Genomic DNA, 17,388 nt, shown 5'->3' with positions numbered 1-17,388 from the left:
CCCGGTACCGACCCCGGTACCCAGCGAAGCCCCCGGGATCTGTTGCTCGTATCGGGCAACGGATCCCGGGGTTTCGTTCTGGGTAGTGAGAGGGGGCCGCTCGGGAGGGTCACGGGGCAGGTCACGGGGGCATCTGACCGATGGTCGCGCGCGTGAAGGCCAGGGCTCGCTCGCAGACCTCGTCAGTGCCGATGCCCCGATCGATCACCGAGACGAAAGTACTTACCGCGGCCTGGCCCGATTGGACATAGGTGTCGCAGGCACGCCCATACGTGGTCGTGTGCAGGCCCACAAGGCGACCGTCGATAGTGACATCCGACCGCCATTGATCAGAGACGCTGCGCCGCTTCTGCTTGTCCGTCGCCAGGCTCGGCGAATTCCCAACGACTTGGGTTACCGACCAACCGTGATCCCTGTCGACTCCCGAGTACTTCCACGTACATCCCCGCGAGGTCTGGCCGTCTGTGCCGGCAATGTCCTTGACCGTGGTCAGGTCTACGCCCAGCCTGTCCACGTCGGCAGACCCGGCGGCTGTACACGGCTCATACGTGGTGCCACTGTTCGCAGAATTCCACCGGTGCCTGAACTTTGTCGTGAACGGTAGCTTCCTGCCCTGCGCGTCAGTCTGTCGAATCTGCATCGGTGACGAATTCGGAACCGTCCGAAGCGACGCGGCTTGCCGCCCATCCACGGACGTGCACGCCGTCACGATCGTCACCGTGACCGAGATGCCCACTACTGCTGCTGAGTGCCCGATGCGTCGGCCGACGGCGATCACCCCGATGCTCCCAGCTCGACTGCGCTCGATTCGTCGGCGGCCGTATAGACGGCGGCCGCCGTAAGACAGCGTTCCGACAACTGCCGTGCTTCCCCTGAGCGAGCCCGGAACGCATCGACCGCAGCGTTTCGGATCTGACCGAGCCGCTCGAACAGGACCTCGCCTTCGACGCAACCGATTCCGAACGCGTTCCTCGTGAGAATGGACTCCAGCTGATTGGCCAAGTCCTCCAGCTCGTCCGCCGCCTCGCTCGCGACCCGGGCACGATCGCGCCAGACGTCCTCGATCGACTCCACGTCCCCCATGGCTATCCCTCCCCCGTCCATATTTAGACGTTCCGGGAGCCCGGCCGGTTCCGTTTCACGCAAAAGCGGCCAGATGCGAGCACAGAGAAAGGCGGCCACCCCTTCCGAGGTGGCCGCCTTACGCGTGGATCTACTCCGCTGACCTTAGAGACACTGACCTCAGGGGCGGGCGACGGCGGTGGCCATCACGCGCAGGGCCGAGACCAGGCCGTCGATCAGCTGGTTGTGGCGGAACGCCGACACGGCGGCGGTCACCCCGAGCTCGGCGACACGGTCGTTGACGCGGCCGGCCACCTCGGAGCCCGAGACCACGACGACGTCGTGGGTGTTCGGCGAGACGGCGACCAGCGCGCCGTGGGCCGGCTCGGGCGCCTGCGCGAGGATAGCGCGGGCCGCGGTGGCCACGTCGCCGTCCAGGTCGCCGATGTACACCGAGAAGCGGACCTCGGCGAGGTTGCTCGCGTCGGTGAGCGCCTCGTCGAGCGCGATCAGCTCGTCGCGGGTGAACGGCGGGGTGTCGAAGCCGTCGCCGGGGAACAGCGCGGCGGAGATCCGGCCGCTCGCGGTGACGGCGGAGCCGTACGGCAGGCCCTCTTCGTTGCGGGCGCCGAGGAGGTTCAGGACCCCGGAGCTCTGCTGGGCGATCTGGTTGTGGTCACCACTTGGCACTGGCGTACCCTCCCTCGGTGTCGGCCGGCTCGAAATGGCGAGGCAGGGCCATGGGCTCGATCTCGGTCGCGCTGAACAGCGCAGGTCCGCGGGTCCATTCCTGGTCCAGGGTGTACTCGGGGACCTTCGGGCGCTTGACGCCGTGGGAGAAGAGCATCGAGATCACACATCCCGCGATGGCGATCAAGACCAGAATGATCACGGTCAACCCGATGGGTGCGACAACGCTATCCACTGTCAGCCTTTCGATGAGCGCCTCGCGTCGCGAGGCGCACGCGACCCGCGGGATGCGGACCGCCTTGGTTCGGATCTAATTTAACCCACCTGGCCCCGCCGCGTGCGCGGAGGGCCTACAGCGCGTCGTAGATGGGGAACAATGGACATCGTGAGCACCTTTTACGAGCAAGTCGGCGGCGAAGAGACCTTCCGCGCGATCACCAAGAGGTTCTACGAAGAGGTCGCCCGCGACGAGCTGCTCGCGCCGATGTATCCGGAGTATCCGGACCTGACGGGCGCCGAGGAACGCCTGCGGATGTTCCTGGAACAGTACTGGGGCGGCCCGCACACCTACTCCGATCAGCGCGGCCACCCGCGGCTGCGGATGCGGCACATCCCGTACAAGGTAGGTCCCCTCGAACGCGACGCCTGGCTGCGCTGCATGGACATCGCGGTCGCGTCGATCCCCGCCGATGTGCTCGACGACGAGCATCGCGCGCGAATGACCGAGTACTTCCACGCCGCGGCGCACTCCTTGATGAACAGCCCCGTGTGACAGAATTGCCCGCGTGACGCAAGACACCGACTCGCTCGTGAACCCCGACTGGTGGCGCAACGCTGTCGTCTACCAGGTCTATCCGCGGTCGTTCTCGGACCTGTCCGGCGACGGCGTCGGCGACCTCGCCGGGGTGATCGACAAACTCGGCTACCTCGAGCTCCTCGGTGTCGACGCGATCTGGCTCTCCCCGATCATGCGGTCGCCGATGGCCGACCACGGGTACGACGTGTCCGATCCGCGCGACATCGATCCGCTGTTCGGCGATCTGGCGACGTTCGACCAGCTCATCGCCGAGGCCCACGACCGTGACATCCGCGTCACGATGGACCTGGTCCCCAACCACACCAGCAATCAGCACGCCTGGTTCGCGGCGGCGCTGGCGGCCGGTCCGGGCAGCCCGCAGCGCGACCGGTACATCTTCCGGCCGGGCCGCGGCGAGCACGGCGAAGTGCCGCCGAACAACTGGACCAGCGTGTTCGGCGGTCCCGCGTGGAGCCGTATCCGGGAGGCCGACGGCAGTCTCGGCGAGTGGTACCTGCACCTCTTCGCGCCCGCGCAGCCGGATCTGAACTGGGAGAACCCCGAGGTGATGGCGGACCTCGAGGAGACCATGAGGTTCTGGCTCGACCGCGGCATCGACGGCTTCCGGATCGACGTGGCCCACGGCATGGCGAAGGCCCCCGGGCTGCCGGATCTGGCGGCGCCGGCGGTGATCCTCAAGCACACCGACGACGATCCGCGATTCAACAACGACGCCGTGCACGACATCCACCGCCGTATCCGCGCGGTGATGGACCGGTACCCGGGCACCGCGAACGTCGGTGAGGTCTGGGTGGAGTCGCCCGACGAGTTCGCCAAGTACGTGCGGCCCGACGAACTGCACCTCGGCTTCAACTTCGCGCTGGCCACCGCCGGGTTCGACGTCGCCGCGATCCGCGCCGCGATCGACGAATCGCTCGCCGCGGCGGGCGGCGTCGGCGCGGTGCCGACGTGGACGCTGTCGAACCACGACGTGGTCCGCGAGGTGACCCGCTACCGCCCGGAGGTGGCCGCGGACGCACCGCTCGACGAGCAGGAGAACGCGCTCGGCATCGGGATCGCCCGGGCCCGCGCGATGGCGCTGGTGGAGTTGGCGCTGCCGGGTACCGTGTTCATCTACAACGGCGCCGAACTCGGCCTGCCCAACGTCGATCTGCCGGACGAGGCGCTGGTCGACCCGGTGTGGGAACGCTCCGGGCACACCGAACGCGGCCGCGACGGCTGCCGGGTGCCGCTGCCCTGGGAGGGTGACGAGGCGCCGTACGGGTTCAGCTCTAACCCGCACACCTGGCTCCCGATGCCCGACGACTGGGGCCGCTTCACCGTCGAGCGCCAGCTCGAGGACGTCTTCTCGACGCTGTCGCTGTACCGGCAGGCGATCGAGCTGCGCTATGTGCGGCCGGAGTTCAGCGGCCCGGGCGTCGACTGGTATCAGGCGCCGGACGGCTGCCTGGCGTTCCGCCGCCCCGGCGGGCTGATCTGCGCGCTCAACACCACCAATTCTCCGGTGCCGCTCCCCCACGGCCAGATCCTGCTGGTCAGCCTCCCGCTGGTGGACGGCATGCTCGCGCCGAACTCCGCCGCCTGGCTGGTCTGACGGACCGGCGCACAGCCCCTCAGAGCACCGACACGCCCAGGGGCGCGCTGCGCTGGTAGACCGAGCCGAAGCGCGCGTCGATGCGCGTCCACGACGGCGAGGTCCGCACCCGGACGGGCTCCCCGGCCGCGATCGCGTCGAGCGGAGAGTCCCCGGTGATCTCGTGGCCCGCGGCGTCGCGGACGAAGCCCATGGCGGTCAGCGCGAACACCGCCCTCATGGTGAGGCCGGCGCTCGCCTCGGGCTGCGCGTCGGAGGTCACCGTGATCACCTCCTGGTCGAGCAGCGACGACGCCGGGCCGAGCGCGCCCGACTCGTCGCGCGCGACCCGGGTACCTTTGCGCGCCAGCGCGATCAGCTCACGTGCCGGCACATTGTCCAGATGGGTATAGCCGTCGGGCGCCGGCAGGGCGCCGCGCCACGCGGCGGGCAGCGCGAAGCCGAGCGCGACGGGCTCGTCGTCACCGGCGAGGGAGGCGGCCATCGCGGCGACGTCGGCGACCACGTCGGACGGTTCCACGGTGCCGAACACCGAGCGGGTGGCCAGGACGTCGAACCCGGTCCGCGTCCAGAGACCGGTGCGGCCGTCGCCGCGCTGTTTCAGCCGGATCACCCCGGAGTCGTCGAGGCGTGCGGCGCGGGCGACGAAGGCCGCGGCGTCCCCTCGGTCGGCGGCCGAGACGGGGTACAGGCCCCGGCCGGTCACGACTCCCTCAGAAACGAGAGCAGGTAGTCCTTCTCCGCGGCCGGCAACCGGCGGGGGCGCTGGGTGTCGATGTCGAACGACACCAGCTGGGTGCTGGCCACCACCGCGGGCTTGCTGTCGGGTGCGGCGCCGTGCGGGCGCACCTCGTAGCCGACGGTGAAGTCGACCGCGCGGACCCGCTCGACGAACATGGTCACCGAGATCGGCGACTCGTCGTGGCGGATCTGGCCCTGATACTTCACGTGCAGATCGGCGACCAGGCAGCCCTTGCGCAGCGGGTGCGTCGGCTTGTCGTCGTAGAAGAGCCACGGGATCCGCGCCTCTTCCAGCAGCGTCACCATCCGGGCGTGGTTGATGTGCGCGAACACGTCCATGTCCGACCAGCGGACCGGCACCTGCACCACGTAACCGTCCGGAGTCCGATGGCCCTCGTCCTCGAAAAGTCTTCTGGTGTCGGTGTTTTCGGTCATCACACCAGACTACGCAACGCGCGTACCGCCACCGTCAGCCCGGCGATCCCGGGTTCCGGGGTCGACTTCACACCGTCGACCGTGGCGCGGACGCGCGCCAGCGTGGTGCTGCGCGACGACTCCCAGTCGGCGATCTTGGTCTCGGCGCTCTCCCCCGGTTCGGACAGCTGCAGGATCGCCAGCGTCAGGCTGCGCACCAGCGAGTGCAGGTCGTCGCGCAGCGCCAGCCGGGCCAGCAGATGCCAGCGGTCGACGCGTTCCTGATCGTTCACCGCGTCGAGCAGTTCGTCGAGCGCGAAGTGCTCGAGCACGGCGAAGGCCAGATCGCCCACCTCGTCCAGATCCCGGTCGGCGATCTCCGCGAGGTCGGCGACGTCGAGCAGGTGGAGCCGGTACGGCGCGCGGGCCACCGCCCGCGCCAGCCCGGGTTCGGCCCCGCGGCGGACGAAGTCGGCGGCCATCGCGTCGATGGCTCCGGCGATGGTGGGCCGCGCCCACTCGTCGATGAACGGAGTGAGACCGCCGATGTCGCGATAGCGCCGCACCTCGGCGGCGATGGCGAGCGGCTGCGGCCGGTGCTCCAGGAACCAGCGCGACGACCGGTTCAGCAGCGTCCGCTCGGTCGCGGTCATGTCGTCGAGCAGTGCCGCGTCGAGTCCGGCGGCGCGCAGCCGCGCGATCTGGGCGCCCAGCCCGAAGACCTCGGCGGTCGCCGCGTACGCGCGGGCCGCCTCCTCGACGGTCGCGGTGGTGGCCTCGGTCATCCGGAACAGGTACGACATGCCGCCGTCGTCGACGATCTTGTTCACCAGGCAGGTGGCCGCGATCTCGCGACGCAGCCGGTGGGTGCCGATTCCGTCGGAGAACCGGCTGCGCAGCGGCTCCGGGAAGTAGGCGGACACCAGTTCGTCGAAGACCTCGCCGTCGAGCAGCGTGGTGGTGATCAGTTCGGCCTTGGCACCGAGCTTGACGTGCGCCATCACAGTCGCCAGTTCCGGGCTGGTCAGACCTCGGCCGAGTTCGCCCGCGCGACGTCTCCGCAGGGCCCGCGGGGTGGGCAGGGTCTCCAGCTCGAGGTCGACGCCGTCGGCGGCGAGCTGGGCCAGCAGCCGCTCGTGCAGGTCCGTTTCGGCCTCGGCGCGACCGCGGGCGAGACCGAGTTCGGCGTTCTGCGCGATGTTGTCGGCGAGCACCAGCCGGGCCACCTCGTCGGTCATCGATTCCAGCAGCCCGGTCCGCTCGGCGGGATCGAGGACGCCGGCCGAGATCTGCGAGTCGAGCAGGATCTTGATGTTCACCTCGTGGTCGGAGCAGTCGACGCCGGCCGAGTTGTCCATCGCATCGGTGTTGATCCGCACACCCGACAGATCCGCTTCCACGCGCCCGCGCTCGGTGACGCCGAGGTTGCCGCCCTCGCCGACCACCTTGACGCGCAGCGTGTCGGCGCTGATCCGGACGGCGTCGTTCGCCTTGTCACCGACGGCCGAGTCGGCTTCATCGGAGGCCCGGATGTAGGTGCCGATGCCGCCGTTGAACAGCAGATCGACCGGGGCCCGCAGGATCGCGCGGATCAGTTCGGGCGGCGCGAGTTCGGTGATCTCATCGCCGAGTCCGAGCGCCCGGCGTATCTGGGGGCTCACCGGGATCGACTTCAGCTCGCGCGACCAGACGCCGCCGCCGGCACTGATGAGGGCGGCCCGGTAGTCCGCCCACGACGACCGCGGCAGCGCGAAGAGTCGTGCACGCTCGGCGTAGGAGACGGCGGCATCGGGGTCCGGGTCGACGAAGATGTGCCGGTGGTCGAAGGCCGCCACGAGGCGGGTGCATTCCGATGCCAGCATGCCGTTGCCGAAGACGTCACCGCTCATGTCGCCTACGCCCACCGCGGTGAACTCCTCGGTCTGGGTGTCGATGCCCATCTCGCGGAAGTGCCGCTTGACCGCTTCCCACGCACCGCGCGCGGTGATGCCCATCGCCTTGTGGTCGTAGCCGACCGAGCCGCCGGAGGCGAACGCGTCGCCGAGCCAGAAGCCGTAGTGCGCGGCGATCGCGTTGGCGGTGTCGGAGAAGCTGGCGGTGCCCTTGTCCGCCGCCATCACCAGGTAGGGATCGTCGCCGTCGCGGCGGACGACGCCGGCCGGCGCCACCACGGCGCCGGTCTCGTGGTCGAGGTCGTCGGTCAGCTGGATCAGCGCGGCGACGAAAGCGCGGTAGCAGGCGACACCCTCGGCCTGGTGCGCCGCCCGGTCGGCGGCCGCGTCACCGGTCGGTGCCGGTGGACGGCGGACCACGAATCCGCCCTTGGCGCCGGCGGGCACGATCACCGCGTTCTTCACCGCCTGCGCCTTGACCAGGCCCAGGATCTCGGTGCGGAAGTCGTCCCGGCGATCCGACCAGCGGCAGCCGCCGCGGGCGACGCCGCCGAAACGCAGATGCACGCCCTCGACGCGCGGCGAGTGGACGAAGATCTCGAATTCCGGCCGCGGCGCGGGCGCCAGCGGCAGATCGCGCGTCGCGATCTTCATCGCGACGGTGGGCGCGAACTCGGCGTCGAGGGCCGCCGCCGCGGCATCGTCGCCGCGGAACCAGTTGGTGCGCAGCGTCGCCCGGATCACGCGGGCCAGCGACGAGAGCACCCGGTCGGCGTCCAGGCTGAGCACGTCCGCGAGTTCGTCGTCGAGCCGGGTCCCGGCGTCGTCGACCAGCCGTGGCCGATCCGCCGAGCGGACGGCCGGGTCGAAGCTCGCCCGGAAGAGCCCGACGAGGGCGCGCGCCACCCCGCTGTACTCGCCGAGCACGTCGGCGAAGTGCCCGATGCTGCCCGGGAAGCCGCACTGTTTGAGATACCGCGCGTACATGCGCAGCACCGAGACCTCGCGCGTGGTCAGCCCGGCCCCGAGGACCAGCTCGTTGAGCCGGTCGATCTCGGTGCGGCCGGCCCACATGCTCCCGAACGCCTCGGCGACCCGCTCCTCGTGACCGGTGCCGCCGACCGAGGTCAGATGCGACGCGGGCTGGACGGCGAACTCGTAGATGCGGACGCCGAGGCCGTCGGCGCGGTCGATGCGGTACGGGTGCTCATCGAGCACCGTCAGCCCGAGGCTGGCGAGCATCGGCAGCACATCGGTCAGCGCGGCGTCCCGGCCGGCGAGATAGAGGGTGAACGTCCACGGCAGCGCGTCGGCGCTGCGCAGGACCACGTGCACGTCGTCGGCGGCGAGTCCCGCGGCGATCGGCAGATCGAACGCCGCCCGCGCCGGATCCCGCTCCTCGCGGTAGCTGCTGGAGATTCCCGGCAGCAGTCCGGACACCACCGGCGACGCGCCGGACAGCGCCCGCACGTCGTCTTCCCAGGTCCGGACCGCACCGCGCAGCAGTTCGTCGAGACGCTCGTGGGTCTGCGTGCCGATACCGAGATCGCCGCCGACCGGCCCGCGGGTCTTCATCATGATCTGCAACTGCGCGAGCGGGCTGTCGGACAGCCGCGTCGCGAACTCCGACGCGGATCCACCGAGTTCACGTTCGGTGAACTCGATGATCGCCGAACGCACGTCGGTCGAGTATCGGTCGCGCGGCAGGAAGGCGATCGCGCTGACGGTGTGCCCGTCATGGCACAGCCGGGCGAAGAAGCGGCTGCTCCGTTCCAGATTCGCGGTCAGCAGCTCCTGGACGCGGCGCGCGGTCTCCGCCACGGTCGACCCGAAGAGTCCCACCAGCGGGTAGGTCTGCAGCAGTTCGATCACCGCCAGACCACCGTACGAATCCTGTTCCAGCCCCAGCGACCGCAGAACACCGCGCACGACGGTGCGGACCACCGGGATCTCCCGGACCGACTGGTACAGCCCGATCGAGGTGAACATGCCGACGAACTGGTGCTCCACCGCACCGTCGGAGAACCGCAGCACCAGCGGATACCGGGTACGCAGCACCCCGGTCTCCAGGTACACCCGGTCGATCACCGGCCGCGGTCCCGGATCGGCGAGCGGCTGCAGGCGGATGGTCTGCGGCTGCGCCCAGACGCCGAGCCCGGCACCGCCGTCACCGCGCGCGTACCCGACAAGATGGAAGTTGGAGTCCCCGGCGATCCACTCGATCAGGTCCCGGTACTCGTCGCGATCGGCGGCCGGGGCGATCGGCGCTTCGGCGAGCCCGGCGAGGGCCGCCCGGATCGCCTCGCCGTCGCGCGTCACGGCGGCGTGCACGCCGACCGCATCGATCACCGCGGCGCGGATCGTGTCCGGGTCGCACGCCACCGAGGCGAACGCGCGCACGCTGATCCACGACTCGTCGTGCCGGGCACCGCCCTCGGCGGGCTCGTCCCCGATCCCGGCGAGCCTGCCGTCGCCGTCGCGCCAGACCGGCATGATCGGATGATCGATGCCCGCGACGGTCAGACCGGCGCCGTCGATCACGGTGAGGACCGACTCGACCAGCAGCGGCGCGTCGGCGGCGACCACCTGAATCTCCAGCACACCGCCGTCCAGCCGGGTGACGCCGACCAGGAATCGCCCGGGTTCTCGGACGGCCGCCAGCGCCAGGTGACGGATCAACCGGTCTCGGTCGGCCTCCACCCCGCCGTAACGGAGCAACGCTCCGGACACCAGCCGACCGGGGATCCGGTCACCACCCTCGTCGATCATCATCGCCTCCTTCCAGACGACCCTAACGTCCGCGACGACGGGGCATCAGGTGATCGGCGAGGCCGCTCCGGCCGTCCATCCGGACGGCGTTCAGGACGCTTCGTGGAGCCCGGCGACGGGGCGTGACGGCCGGTCGGACAGCGCGTACGGCGAGGGCTTCTCCACCCGCGCCGCGATGTCGACCGCGCTCTGCCACTGCCGCTGGTAGTCGCGCGGCGTCATGCCGTAGCGGGCCAGGAAACGGCGGCGCATCGTGCCGGTGCAGGTGAATCCGGACGACGCCGAGATCTCCTCCATCGTCGCCTGCCCGGGCCTGCGCAGCAGCGTGCACACGTGCTCCAGACGTCGGGCCGCGATCAGCTCCGCGACGGTCTCCGAGTCCGACTCGAAGTACCGGTAGAGATGGCGGCGGCTCATCGCGAGACTGGCCGCGATCGCATCCACCGTGAGCGAGGCCTGGGCGAAGTCCCGGTCGATCATCTCGATCACCCGGGTACGGATCCGGGCGGCCTCGGCGACCTCCGAGGAACCGGCATCCAGACCGCCGACCTCGACGGCACCGCAGATCAGCCCGATCACCGTCCGCTCGGCGCCGGTCTTGATCCGCTGCGGGCAGTCCACCGCGTCCCGCGCGAACTGCTGCACGAACTCGGCGGTGGCGCGTCCGAGCGCGGACTCGGCGACTGCCATCACCCGGTGAGTGACGAGCCGGACGCCGAGTTCGGCCAGCACCACGACCGGCACGGCGACCGTGGTCAGCCGGGCCGAGGCCGGGAACGTCCAGGTGACCGGCTGGTCGGCCATGACGAGCACCAATTGACCCGCACCGCAGGCGATCTCCCGTCCGAGGCCGGTCACCCGCACCGTCGACGGCGTGTCGGCGACGGCAACCAGCACCTCCATCGCGGCGCGGCCGGTGTGCGTCGTGCGTTCGACGGTGCACGGCGTCAGATCGGTCACCTGCACGTCGAGCGTCGACAGCTGGGCGCGCTGCACCGTCGCCTCGAAGCCCAGCGGATGGTCGGCATCGATCCGGTCGAACGACGGATGCCCGACCATCCCACCGCGTCCGCGCAGAATCAGCGGAGACCGGATCGCGGGAGCGCTAGTCATCGGGGTCACCCGACTCGGGGCGGGACGGTTCCGAGTCGATCTCGCCGGCCTGCACGGCCTTGCGGTACGTGCTCGGCGTCATTCCGTACTCCGTCCGGAATCGTTTGGTGAACGTGCCGGGCGACGCGAAACCGGAATCGGCGGCCACCTCGCCGAGCGACATCCGGGGATGGCACGCGAGCAGTTCGCGGGCGTGTGCGAGACGGCGGCGCGCGATCAGGGTGGTCGGCGATTCCTCCGCCCCGGCGAAGTACCGGTACATGTGCCGACGGCTCACATACAGCATGCGGGCGATCGAATCCGGGGAGAACTCCGGATCCCGGTAGTTCTGATCGATCAGGGACCGGGTGATCTCACGCAGGTACAGGTCGCTGTCCACGGCGCGGAACGAGTCGTCACGGTGCTGACTCAGGGCCGCGCGAACCAGTTCGGCCACCGCGTGCTCGCCGTCGATGTCGATGGACGCACGACGCGCGGCGACATCGTTCGCGAACCGGGTGACGAACGCCGCGGTCGCCCGCGCCAGCGGCGAGGAATCGACCAGCGGGACCATCGACCAGTCCTGTCCGGACCGGCGTCCGAGCAGGTCCGTCGGCACCCAGATACCGGCCAGATCCGCGGTCGTGAACGACTCCTGCCGGAACGGCTCGTCGTTGTGGATCACCACGAGATGACGGGGATGGTCGTAGTGGTAGCGCCGTCCGCCCGCCTCGACCACCCCGCCGCCCGGCAGCGTCTGGGTGCCGACCAGAACGAAGTCGGACCGGTACTCGCGGACGCGTTCGGGCGTGCGGACGGTGGCGCACGGGGTCCGCAGCAGCGAGAACGTCAGCAACTGTGTCAGCGGCCGCCAGTACAGGTACTCGGCGAATCCGGAGGCCGGGTCGGCCGTGACCGTGAAGGTCCGCAGATAGTCGTCCAGGCCGCTCCGGCCGCGCCGGAGAAGGTACCGCGTGGAGTCGTCCCCAAGGTCCTCACCGGCGCCGATGCGTGCGCGCCACGCGGCTACCGTCTGCCGGTCGAGGCCCTGGGCGGGATCATCGGGGGTCAATCGTTTCCCGATCGGTCGGAGCCCGATGTGCGCCGAGACGGCCGTCGTCGACGACCGGCAGCGGCGCGGTGGTCTCGGTGGCGCCCGGCTCGGGCGCCGGCACGGGCTCGATCACTGCCGTCTCCGGCTCGGCCGGCGCCTCCGCGTCGACCGTCGCCGGCTCCGGGCTCGTCTCGGCCCCCTCCTCGTCGGCCGCTGCCTCCCCGGCGGCCGGCAGCGGCCGCCACGCGAGCACCAGCGACGCGCCGACGATGCCGAACAGCGTGCCCAGCACGTAGCCGCCGAAGTTCGCGGCGGGGAACGCGACCAGCGCGATCACCATCGCCGACAGACCCGCCAGGACACGCGTGTGCAGCCAGAACAGGGACGACACCGCGCACAGCGCCATCAGCACCGCCAGCCACACCGTCGAGACGCCGGAGATGGTCGACACGGTCAGGATCATGTCGCCGATCCGGAATCCGTTGAGTGACGGCAGCGAGATGAAGATCGCCGAGATCACCAGGCAGATGCCACCCGCCGTCGGCCGGTGCCGCGACCACTCCCGTAACCGCCGCAGTCCGTCCTTCATCGTCGCCCCCTCCCACCAAGGGCGACGATCAGCACTTCGTGGCTCCGCGAGTGACGCTGACCTTGGCGTTCGATACCGACAACGTGTCGGCGCGCATGGCCATCACGTTGGCGTCGACACCGAGGATGGACGCCGCCGGTGCAGCGATCGCGGTCGCTAGCTGCGACGACAGTGCGTCGCGGGCAGGCTGCGCCGAGCCGACGACGGCGTGCTCGAGCGTCATGTCGGCGCCGAGGCCGTCGACGTCCATCATCATGTTGGTCGCCTTGGTGCTGGCCCCGGGGGCCTTGATGATCATGGTGACGGTACCGACGAGGGGCAGGTTCGGCGCGGACATCGCCAGGCACAGATCGCTCAGCGTCGCCTGACCCATGGTGACCACGACCGTCTGGACCCGCCCGTTCTTCACTGTGCCCAGGGTGCGCGGATACACCGCGACCTGAGACCCCTCCAGCTTCGAGACGGTGGCCTGGAAGTTCTGGCCGGAGATGCCCATCTGGATCGGCACCTCGCCGCGCGCCATGCCGAGCCCCATCGCCCCGGTGATCGCGAGGCCCGCGATCAGCGAAGCCGCGAAGATCTTCGGTCGCGTCTGCCGGACCTTCTTGGGTCGGTCACTCTTCCGCTTGAACAATCCATGTCCTTCGTCGTGCCCGCTTCGGGCAGCCCAACACATCTCCGGCTGAAACCGGAGCTATTTAGGCAGGCTAGCCTTCTTCGAGGCCCTATACCGACCACAGCACCCGCGGTGGCACAGATTCACGGGAATCTGACACACATTGCACCATGCCGGACCCGATCGGTCGCCCGGATTGGCGGCACTCGGCCCGGGACGGTGGCCTCAGTCGCGCGTCAGCTTCCGGTGCGTCACCCGGTGCGGCCGGGCGGCCTCGGCGCCGAGGCGCTCCACCTTGTTGGCCTCGTAAGCCTCGAAGTTGCCCTCGAACCAGAACCACTTGCCCTCCTCCACGTTGCCTTCCCAGGCGAGGATGTGGGTGCAGGTGCGGTCCAGGAACCAGCGATCGTGCGAGATCACCACGGCGCAGCCGGGGAACTGCTCGAGCGCGTTCTCCAGCGAGCTCAGGGTCTCGACGTCGAGGTCGTTGGTCGGCTCGTCGAGGAGGATCAGGTTGCCGCCCTCCTTGAGGGTCAGCGCCAGGTTGAGCCGGTTGCGCTCACCGCCGGAGAGCACCTCCGACGGCTTCTGCTGGTCGGAACCCTTGAAGCCGAAGGCGCTCAGGTAGGCACGCGAGGGCATCTCGTTCTGGCCGACCTCGATGTAGTCCAGGCCGTCGGACACGACCTCCCACACCGACTTCTTGGGGTCGATGTTGGCGCGGTTCTGGTCGACGTAGCTGAGCTTGACCGTCTCGCCCACCTTCACGGTGCCCGAATCCGGGCTCTCCAGACCGACGATCGTCTTGAACAGCGTGGTCTTACCGACACCGTTCGGTCCGATGACGCCGACGATGCCGTTGCGCGGCAGCGTGAACGACAGGTCGTCGATCAGCACGCGCCCGTCGAAGCCCTTGTCCAGGTGCTCCACCTCGACCACCACGTTGCCCAGGCGCGGCGGCGTCGGGATCTGGATCTCCTCGAAGTCGAGCTTGCGGTGCTTCTCTGCCTCGGCCGCCATCTCGTCGTACCGGGCCAGACGCGCCTTGTTCTTGGTCTGCCGGGCCTTGGCACCGGAGCGGACCCAGGCGAGCTCCTCCTTGAGGCGCTTCTGCAGCTTCTGGTCCTTCTTGCCCTGCACCTCCAGACGCTCGGCCTTCTTCTCCAGGTAGGTGGAGTAGTTGCCCTCGTACGGGTGCAGCTTGCCGCGGTCCACCTCGCAGATCCACTGGGCGACGTGATCGAGGAAGTACCGGTCGTGGGTCACCGCCAGGACGGCGCCGGGGTAGTTCGACAGGAACTGCTCCAGCCACAGCACCGACTCGGCGTCGAGGTGGTTGGTGGGCTCGTCGAGCAGCAGCAGGTCGGGCTTGCTGAGCAGCAGCTTGCAGAGGGCGACGCGGCGCCGCTCGCCACCGGACAGGTGGGTGACCGGCGAGTCCCCCGGCGGGCAGCGCAGGGCGTCCATGGCCTGCTCGATCTGGCTGTCGAGGTCCCAGGCGTCGGCGTTGTCCAGGTCCTCCTGGAGCTTGCCCATCTCCTCCATGAGCTCGTCGGAGTAGTCGGTCGCCATCAGCTCGGCGATCTCGTTGTAGCGCGCGAGCTTCACGGCGATCTCGCCCATGCCCTCGAGCACGTTCTCCTTGACGGTCTTCTCCTCGTTGAGCGGCGGCTCCTGCAAGAGGATCCCGACGGTCGCCTCCGGATCGAGGAACGCATCGCCGTTGCTGGGCTGATCGAGCCCGGCCATGATCTTCAGGATCGACGACTTACCCGCGCCGTTCGGCCCCACCACACCGATCTTGGCGCCGGGGTAGAACGACATCGTGACGTCGTCGAGGATGACCTTGTCGCCGTGCGCCTTGCGCACCTTCTTCATGGTGTAAATGAACTCAGCCAACGCCACAACTCTCAATCTGCTCGAACTCCGGGCACAACAGCCCTCCAGTGTAGTGGGCGACGGCGACCCGGACTGTGCGCCAGTCGACGAACGCGCTAAGGATTGACTATGTACAGCGGCCGACTTCGCGATCTGTTCCGCCGCCGACCCGCGCCGCGGCACGACACCGACCCCGGGGAAAGCGACACCGCACTCGTCGGATTCGTCGCCGTCGCGGCGATCGTCGGCGCCGCGACGGGCGTCGTCGCCGCCACCTTCCGTCTGCTGCTCGACCAGGCCGAGCATCTGCGCGCCGAATTGTCCGGCTGGACACACGGGTCGTGGTGGGGAGTGGTCGTCACTATCGCCGTGTGTTCGGCGTGCGCCGCCGCCGCATGCGCCCTGGTCTATCGAGTCGAGCCGCACGCCGAGGGCAGCGGCATCCCGAGAGTCGAGGCCGTCGTCGCCGGGCGGGCGGAGCCCGGACGACTCCGGTTGCTTCCGATCAAGTACCTCGGCGGCCTGTTGTCGATCGGTTCGGGCATGGCACTGGGGCGAGAAGGTCCGTCGGTGCAGATGGGCGGGTCGATCGCCGGCGCCGTCGCCGCCCTGACCCGCAGGTGCGACGCCGACCTCCGGATCCTCACGGCGGGCGGCGCCGCCGCCGGTCTGGCCACCGCCTTCAACGCACCACTCGCCGGCGGCATCTTCGTTCTCGAAGAGTTGGTACGGCGATTCGATCCACGGACCACGGTCGCCACCCTGGTCGCCTGCGCGGCGGGCTTCGCCGCCGCGCGGCCTCTTGTGGGCGACCGGCCGGAGTTCACCGTTCCCGCCCTGCCCAGTCCGGCGATTCACGACGCGGGATGGGTACTCTGCGTCGGCGTCGTCACCGGGATCGCCGGTGTTCTCTACTCGAAGACGCTCCTGCGAACACTGCGTGCCGCCGATAGGAGTTCGGCGCCGCCCGAGGTGCGCGCCGCGGCCATCGGCGCCGTCATCGGAATCCTGGTCTGGTGCGCGCCCGACCTCGCCGGAGGCGGCGACCAGCTGACCCAGAACGCTCTAGGTGGCCATGGCGCTGTCGCCACGACACTCGGCGTGTTCGCGCTACGCTTCGGTCTGGGCGCCGTCTCGTACGCGGCAGGCACGCCGGGCGGCCTCTTCGCACCGATGCTCGTCCTGGGTGCCAATCTCGGTCTCGTCGTCGGACTGCTCGGGCACCAGGTCTGGCCGGGCGGCGACGTCTCCCCGTCGGCGATGGCCCTGATCGGTATGGCGGCGTTCTTCACAGCCGTCGTCCACGCCCCGGTCACCGGGATCGTCCTCGCCACCGAGATGACGGGCGCCACCAATCAACTGCCACCGATGCTCGGCGCGTGCGCGATCGCCTACCTGATCGCGATCACCCTGCGTTCCAGACCGGTCTACGACCTGCTGGCCGAGCGCAGCGCCGGACTCGCGCATCCGTGATTCCTTCCCGAATATTCACTCGACAGCCGCCGCGCCTCTCGCTTACCGTCGTCCAGGTTTGCCACGATCGAAGCACGGTGCCTCGATGAGAATCCGGAGGGAGGCACGACCATGACGATCTTCGTCACCAATGCGGGCCTGCAGATTCTGGCCCGGGTCACGTGGCGGCGCGCCACCGTGTTGCTGACCACCGGCGTCGCCCGGAACGTGGAGGGCACTCCCCTCGTCCGGGTGGTCCGGTCCCCGTCGCTGGTGCAGCCGGTCCACCAGGTGGTCGCCATCCGCGGTGACGCGTACCGCCCGTACGCCGGCAAGTCGATGGACTCGCACGCGTCGGCCGACACCATTCTGCGGCGCGACCAGTGGATCTGCGCGTACTGCGACGGGCCCGCCGATACTGTCGATCACATCGTGCCCAAGTCGAAGGGCGGCGCGAGCAGCTACGGCAATCTGGTCGCCGCGTGCCGGGAGTGCAACGGGTACAAGGCCGACCGGACACCCCGCCAGGCCGGGTTGCCGCTGCGGCACGCCCCGTTCGTGTACGACCCGTGGGCCGAGGACCAGAAGGAGGTCTGGGCGATGTTCACGCTGCACGCCCAGCCGGAGTGAGACCGGGGCTCCGGCCCCGCGATGACACCAGGGCCGCAGGTCCCGAACTCGCTGAGAGTTCGGGGCCTGTTCCTGAGAGTTCATTCAGGACCGCGCGT

16 protein-coding genes are annotated in these 17,388 nt (G+C 69.6%); 4 read left to right on the top strand and 12 right to left on the bottom strand.

Annotated features, from left to right (window positions below; all coding sequences use genetic code 11):
- Window positions 1-121: 121 nt before the first annotated feature.
- The 4 genes from MYK68_RS08175 to ctaJ all read right to left on the bottom strand — a co-directional run bounded on the left by MYK68_RS08175 (window position 122) and on the right by ctaJ (window position 1,987).
- Complete coding sequence (locus tag MYK68_RS08175) at window positions 122-514, bottom strand: DUF3558 family protein (RefSeq protein ID WP_349306167.1); 393 nt, start codon at window positions 512-514, stop codon at window positions 122-124.
- 260 nt (window positions 515-774) lie between these two features.
- A complete protein-coding gene (locus MYK68_RS08170) occupies window positions 775-1,083 on the bottom strand; it encodes a hypothetical protein (protein WP_247867429.1) in 309 nt (102 codons plus the stop codon).
- A 159-nt stretch (window positions 1,084-1,242) separates the two neighbouring features.
- Window positions 1,243-1,752, bottom strand: a complete 510-nt coding sequence (locus tag MYK68_RS08165) for a DUF5130 domain-containing protein (protein WP_371307994.1) — start codon at window positions 1,750-1,752, stop codon at window positions 1,243-1,245.
- Entirely contained in the window at window positions 1,739-1,987 is a 249-nt protein-coding gene (ctaJ, locus tag MYK68_RS08160; RefSeq protein ID WP_247867428.1) for an aa3-type cytochrome oxidase subunit CtaJ, read from the bottom strand. Before ctaJ ends, MYK68_RS08165 begins: the two co-directional genes overlap by 14 nt.
- 141 nt (window positions 1,988-2,128) lie before the next feature.
- Here ctaJ and MYK68_RS08155 point away from each other — a divergent pair, with 141 nt between their 5' ends.
- Both MYK68_RS08155 and MYK68_RS08150 read left to right on the top strand, forming a co-directional pair.
- The gene (locus tag MYK68_RS08155; RefSeq protein WP_283255289.1) at window positions 2,129-2,524 is read left to right on the top strand and encodes a globin; all 396 of its coding nucleotides are present in this window, start codon (window positions 2,129-2,131) and stop codon (window positions 2,522-2,524) included.
- 13 nt (window positions 2,525-2,537) lie between these two features.
- Complete coding sequence (locus tag MYK68_RS08150; protein WP_247867427.1) at window positions 2,538-4,163, top strand: glycoside hydrolase family 13 protein; 1,626 nt, start codon at window positions 2,538-2,540, stop codon at window positions 4,161-4,163.
- Window positions 4,164-4,182: 19 nt separating this feature from the next.
- Here the strand turns inward: MYK68_RS08150 and MYK68_RS08145 are convergent, their stop codons facing one another.
- From MYK68_RS08145 to ettA, 8 genes are all read right to left on the bottom strand, one after another.
- Window positions 4,183-4,869, bottom strand: a complete 687-nt coding sequence (locus tag MYK68_RS08145) for a DUF8185 domain-containing protein (RefSeq protein ID WP_247867426.1) — start codon at window positions 4,867-4,869, stop codon at window positions 4,183-4,185.
- Window positions 4,866-5,339, bottom strand: a complete 474-nt coding sequence (locus MYK68_RS08140; RefSeq protein ID WP_247867425.1) for an acyl-CoA thioesterase — start codon at window positions 5,337-5,339, stop codon at window positions 4,866-4,868. The genes MYK68_RS08145 and MYK68_RS08140 overlap by 4 nt, the downstream gene beginning before the upstream one ends.
- Window positions 5,339-9,982, bottom strand: a complete 4,644-nt coding sequence (locus MYK68_RS08135) for an NAD-glutamate dehydrogenase domain-containing protein (protein ID WP_247867424.1) — start codon at window positions 9,980-9,982, stop codon at window positions 5,339-5,341. The genes MYK68_RS08140 and MYK68_RS08135 overlap by 1 nt, the downstream gene beginning before the upstream one ends.
- A gap of 87 nt (window positions 9,983-10,069) precedes the next feature.
- A complete protein-coding gene (locus tag MYK68_RS08130; protein ID WP_247867423.1) occupies window positions 10,070-11,092 on the bottom strand; it encodes an AraC family transcriptional regulator in 1,023 nt (340 codons plus the stop codon).
- Window positions 11,085-12,143 carry an AraC family transcriptional regulator gene (locus MYK68_RS08125; RefSeq protein ID WP_247867422.1) on the bottom strand — a complete coding sequence of 353 codons (1,059 nt, stop codon included), beginning with the start codon at window positions 12,141-12,143 and terminating at the stop codon, window positions 11,085-11,087. Before MYK68_RS08125 ends, MYK68_RS08130 begins: the two co-directional genes overlap by 8 nt.
- Window positions 12,130-12,714: a DUF6114 domain-containing protein gene (locus tag MYK68_RS08120; RefSeq protein WP_247867421.1), complete on the bottom strand. Its 585-nt coding sequence runs from the start codon at window positions 12,712-12,714 to the stop codon at window positions 12,130-12,132. Before MYK68_RS08120 ends, MYK68_RS08125 begins: the two co-directional genes overlap by 14 nt.
- A gap of 28 nt (window positions 12,715-12,742) precedes the next feature.
- A complete protein-coding gene (locus tag MYK68_RS08115; protein WP_247867420.1) occupies window positions 12,743-13,348 on the bottom strand; it encodes a DUF6230 family protein in 606 nt (201 codons plus the stop codon).
- A 207-nt stretch (window positions 13,349-13,555) separates the two neighbouring features.
- Window positions 13,556-15,229, bottom strand: a complete 1,674-nt coding sequence (gene ettA / locus MYK68_RS08110) for an energy-dependent translational throttle protein EttA (RefSeq protein ID WP_247867419.1) — start codon at window positions 15,227-15,229, stop codon at window positions 13,556-13,558.
- A 108-nt stretch (window positions 15,230-15,337) separates the two neighbouring features.
- Here ettA and MYK68_RS08105 point away from each other — a divergent pair, with 108 nt between their 5' ends.
- Window positions 15,338-16,681 (top strand): ClC family H(+)/Cl(-) exchange transporter, encoded by a 1,344-nt coding sequence (locus tag MYK68_RS08105; protein WP_247867418.1) that lies wholly within the window; start codon window positions 15,338-15,340, stop codon window positions 16,679-16,681.
- 111 nt (window positions 16,682-16,792) lie between these two features.
- Window positions 16,793-17,290 (top strand): HNH endonuclease, encoded by a 498-nt coding sequence (locus MYK68_RS08100; RefSeq protein ID WP_247867417.1) that lies wholly within the window; start codon window positions 16,793-16,795, stop codon window positions 17,288-17,290.
- The last annotated feature ends 98 nt before the right edge of the window (window positions 17,291-17,388 follow it).

It is taken from the genome of Gordonia sp. PP30 (assembly GCF_023100845.1).
Classification (GTDB): domain Bacteria; phylum Actinomycetota; class Actinomycetes; order Mycobacteriales; family Mycobacteriaceae; genus Gordonia.
Note: the sequence above shows the minus strand (reverse complement) of the source record. Positions and strands in the feature narration are given on the sequence as shown.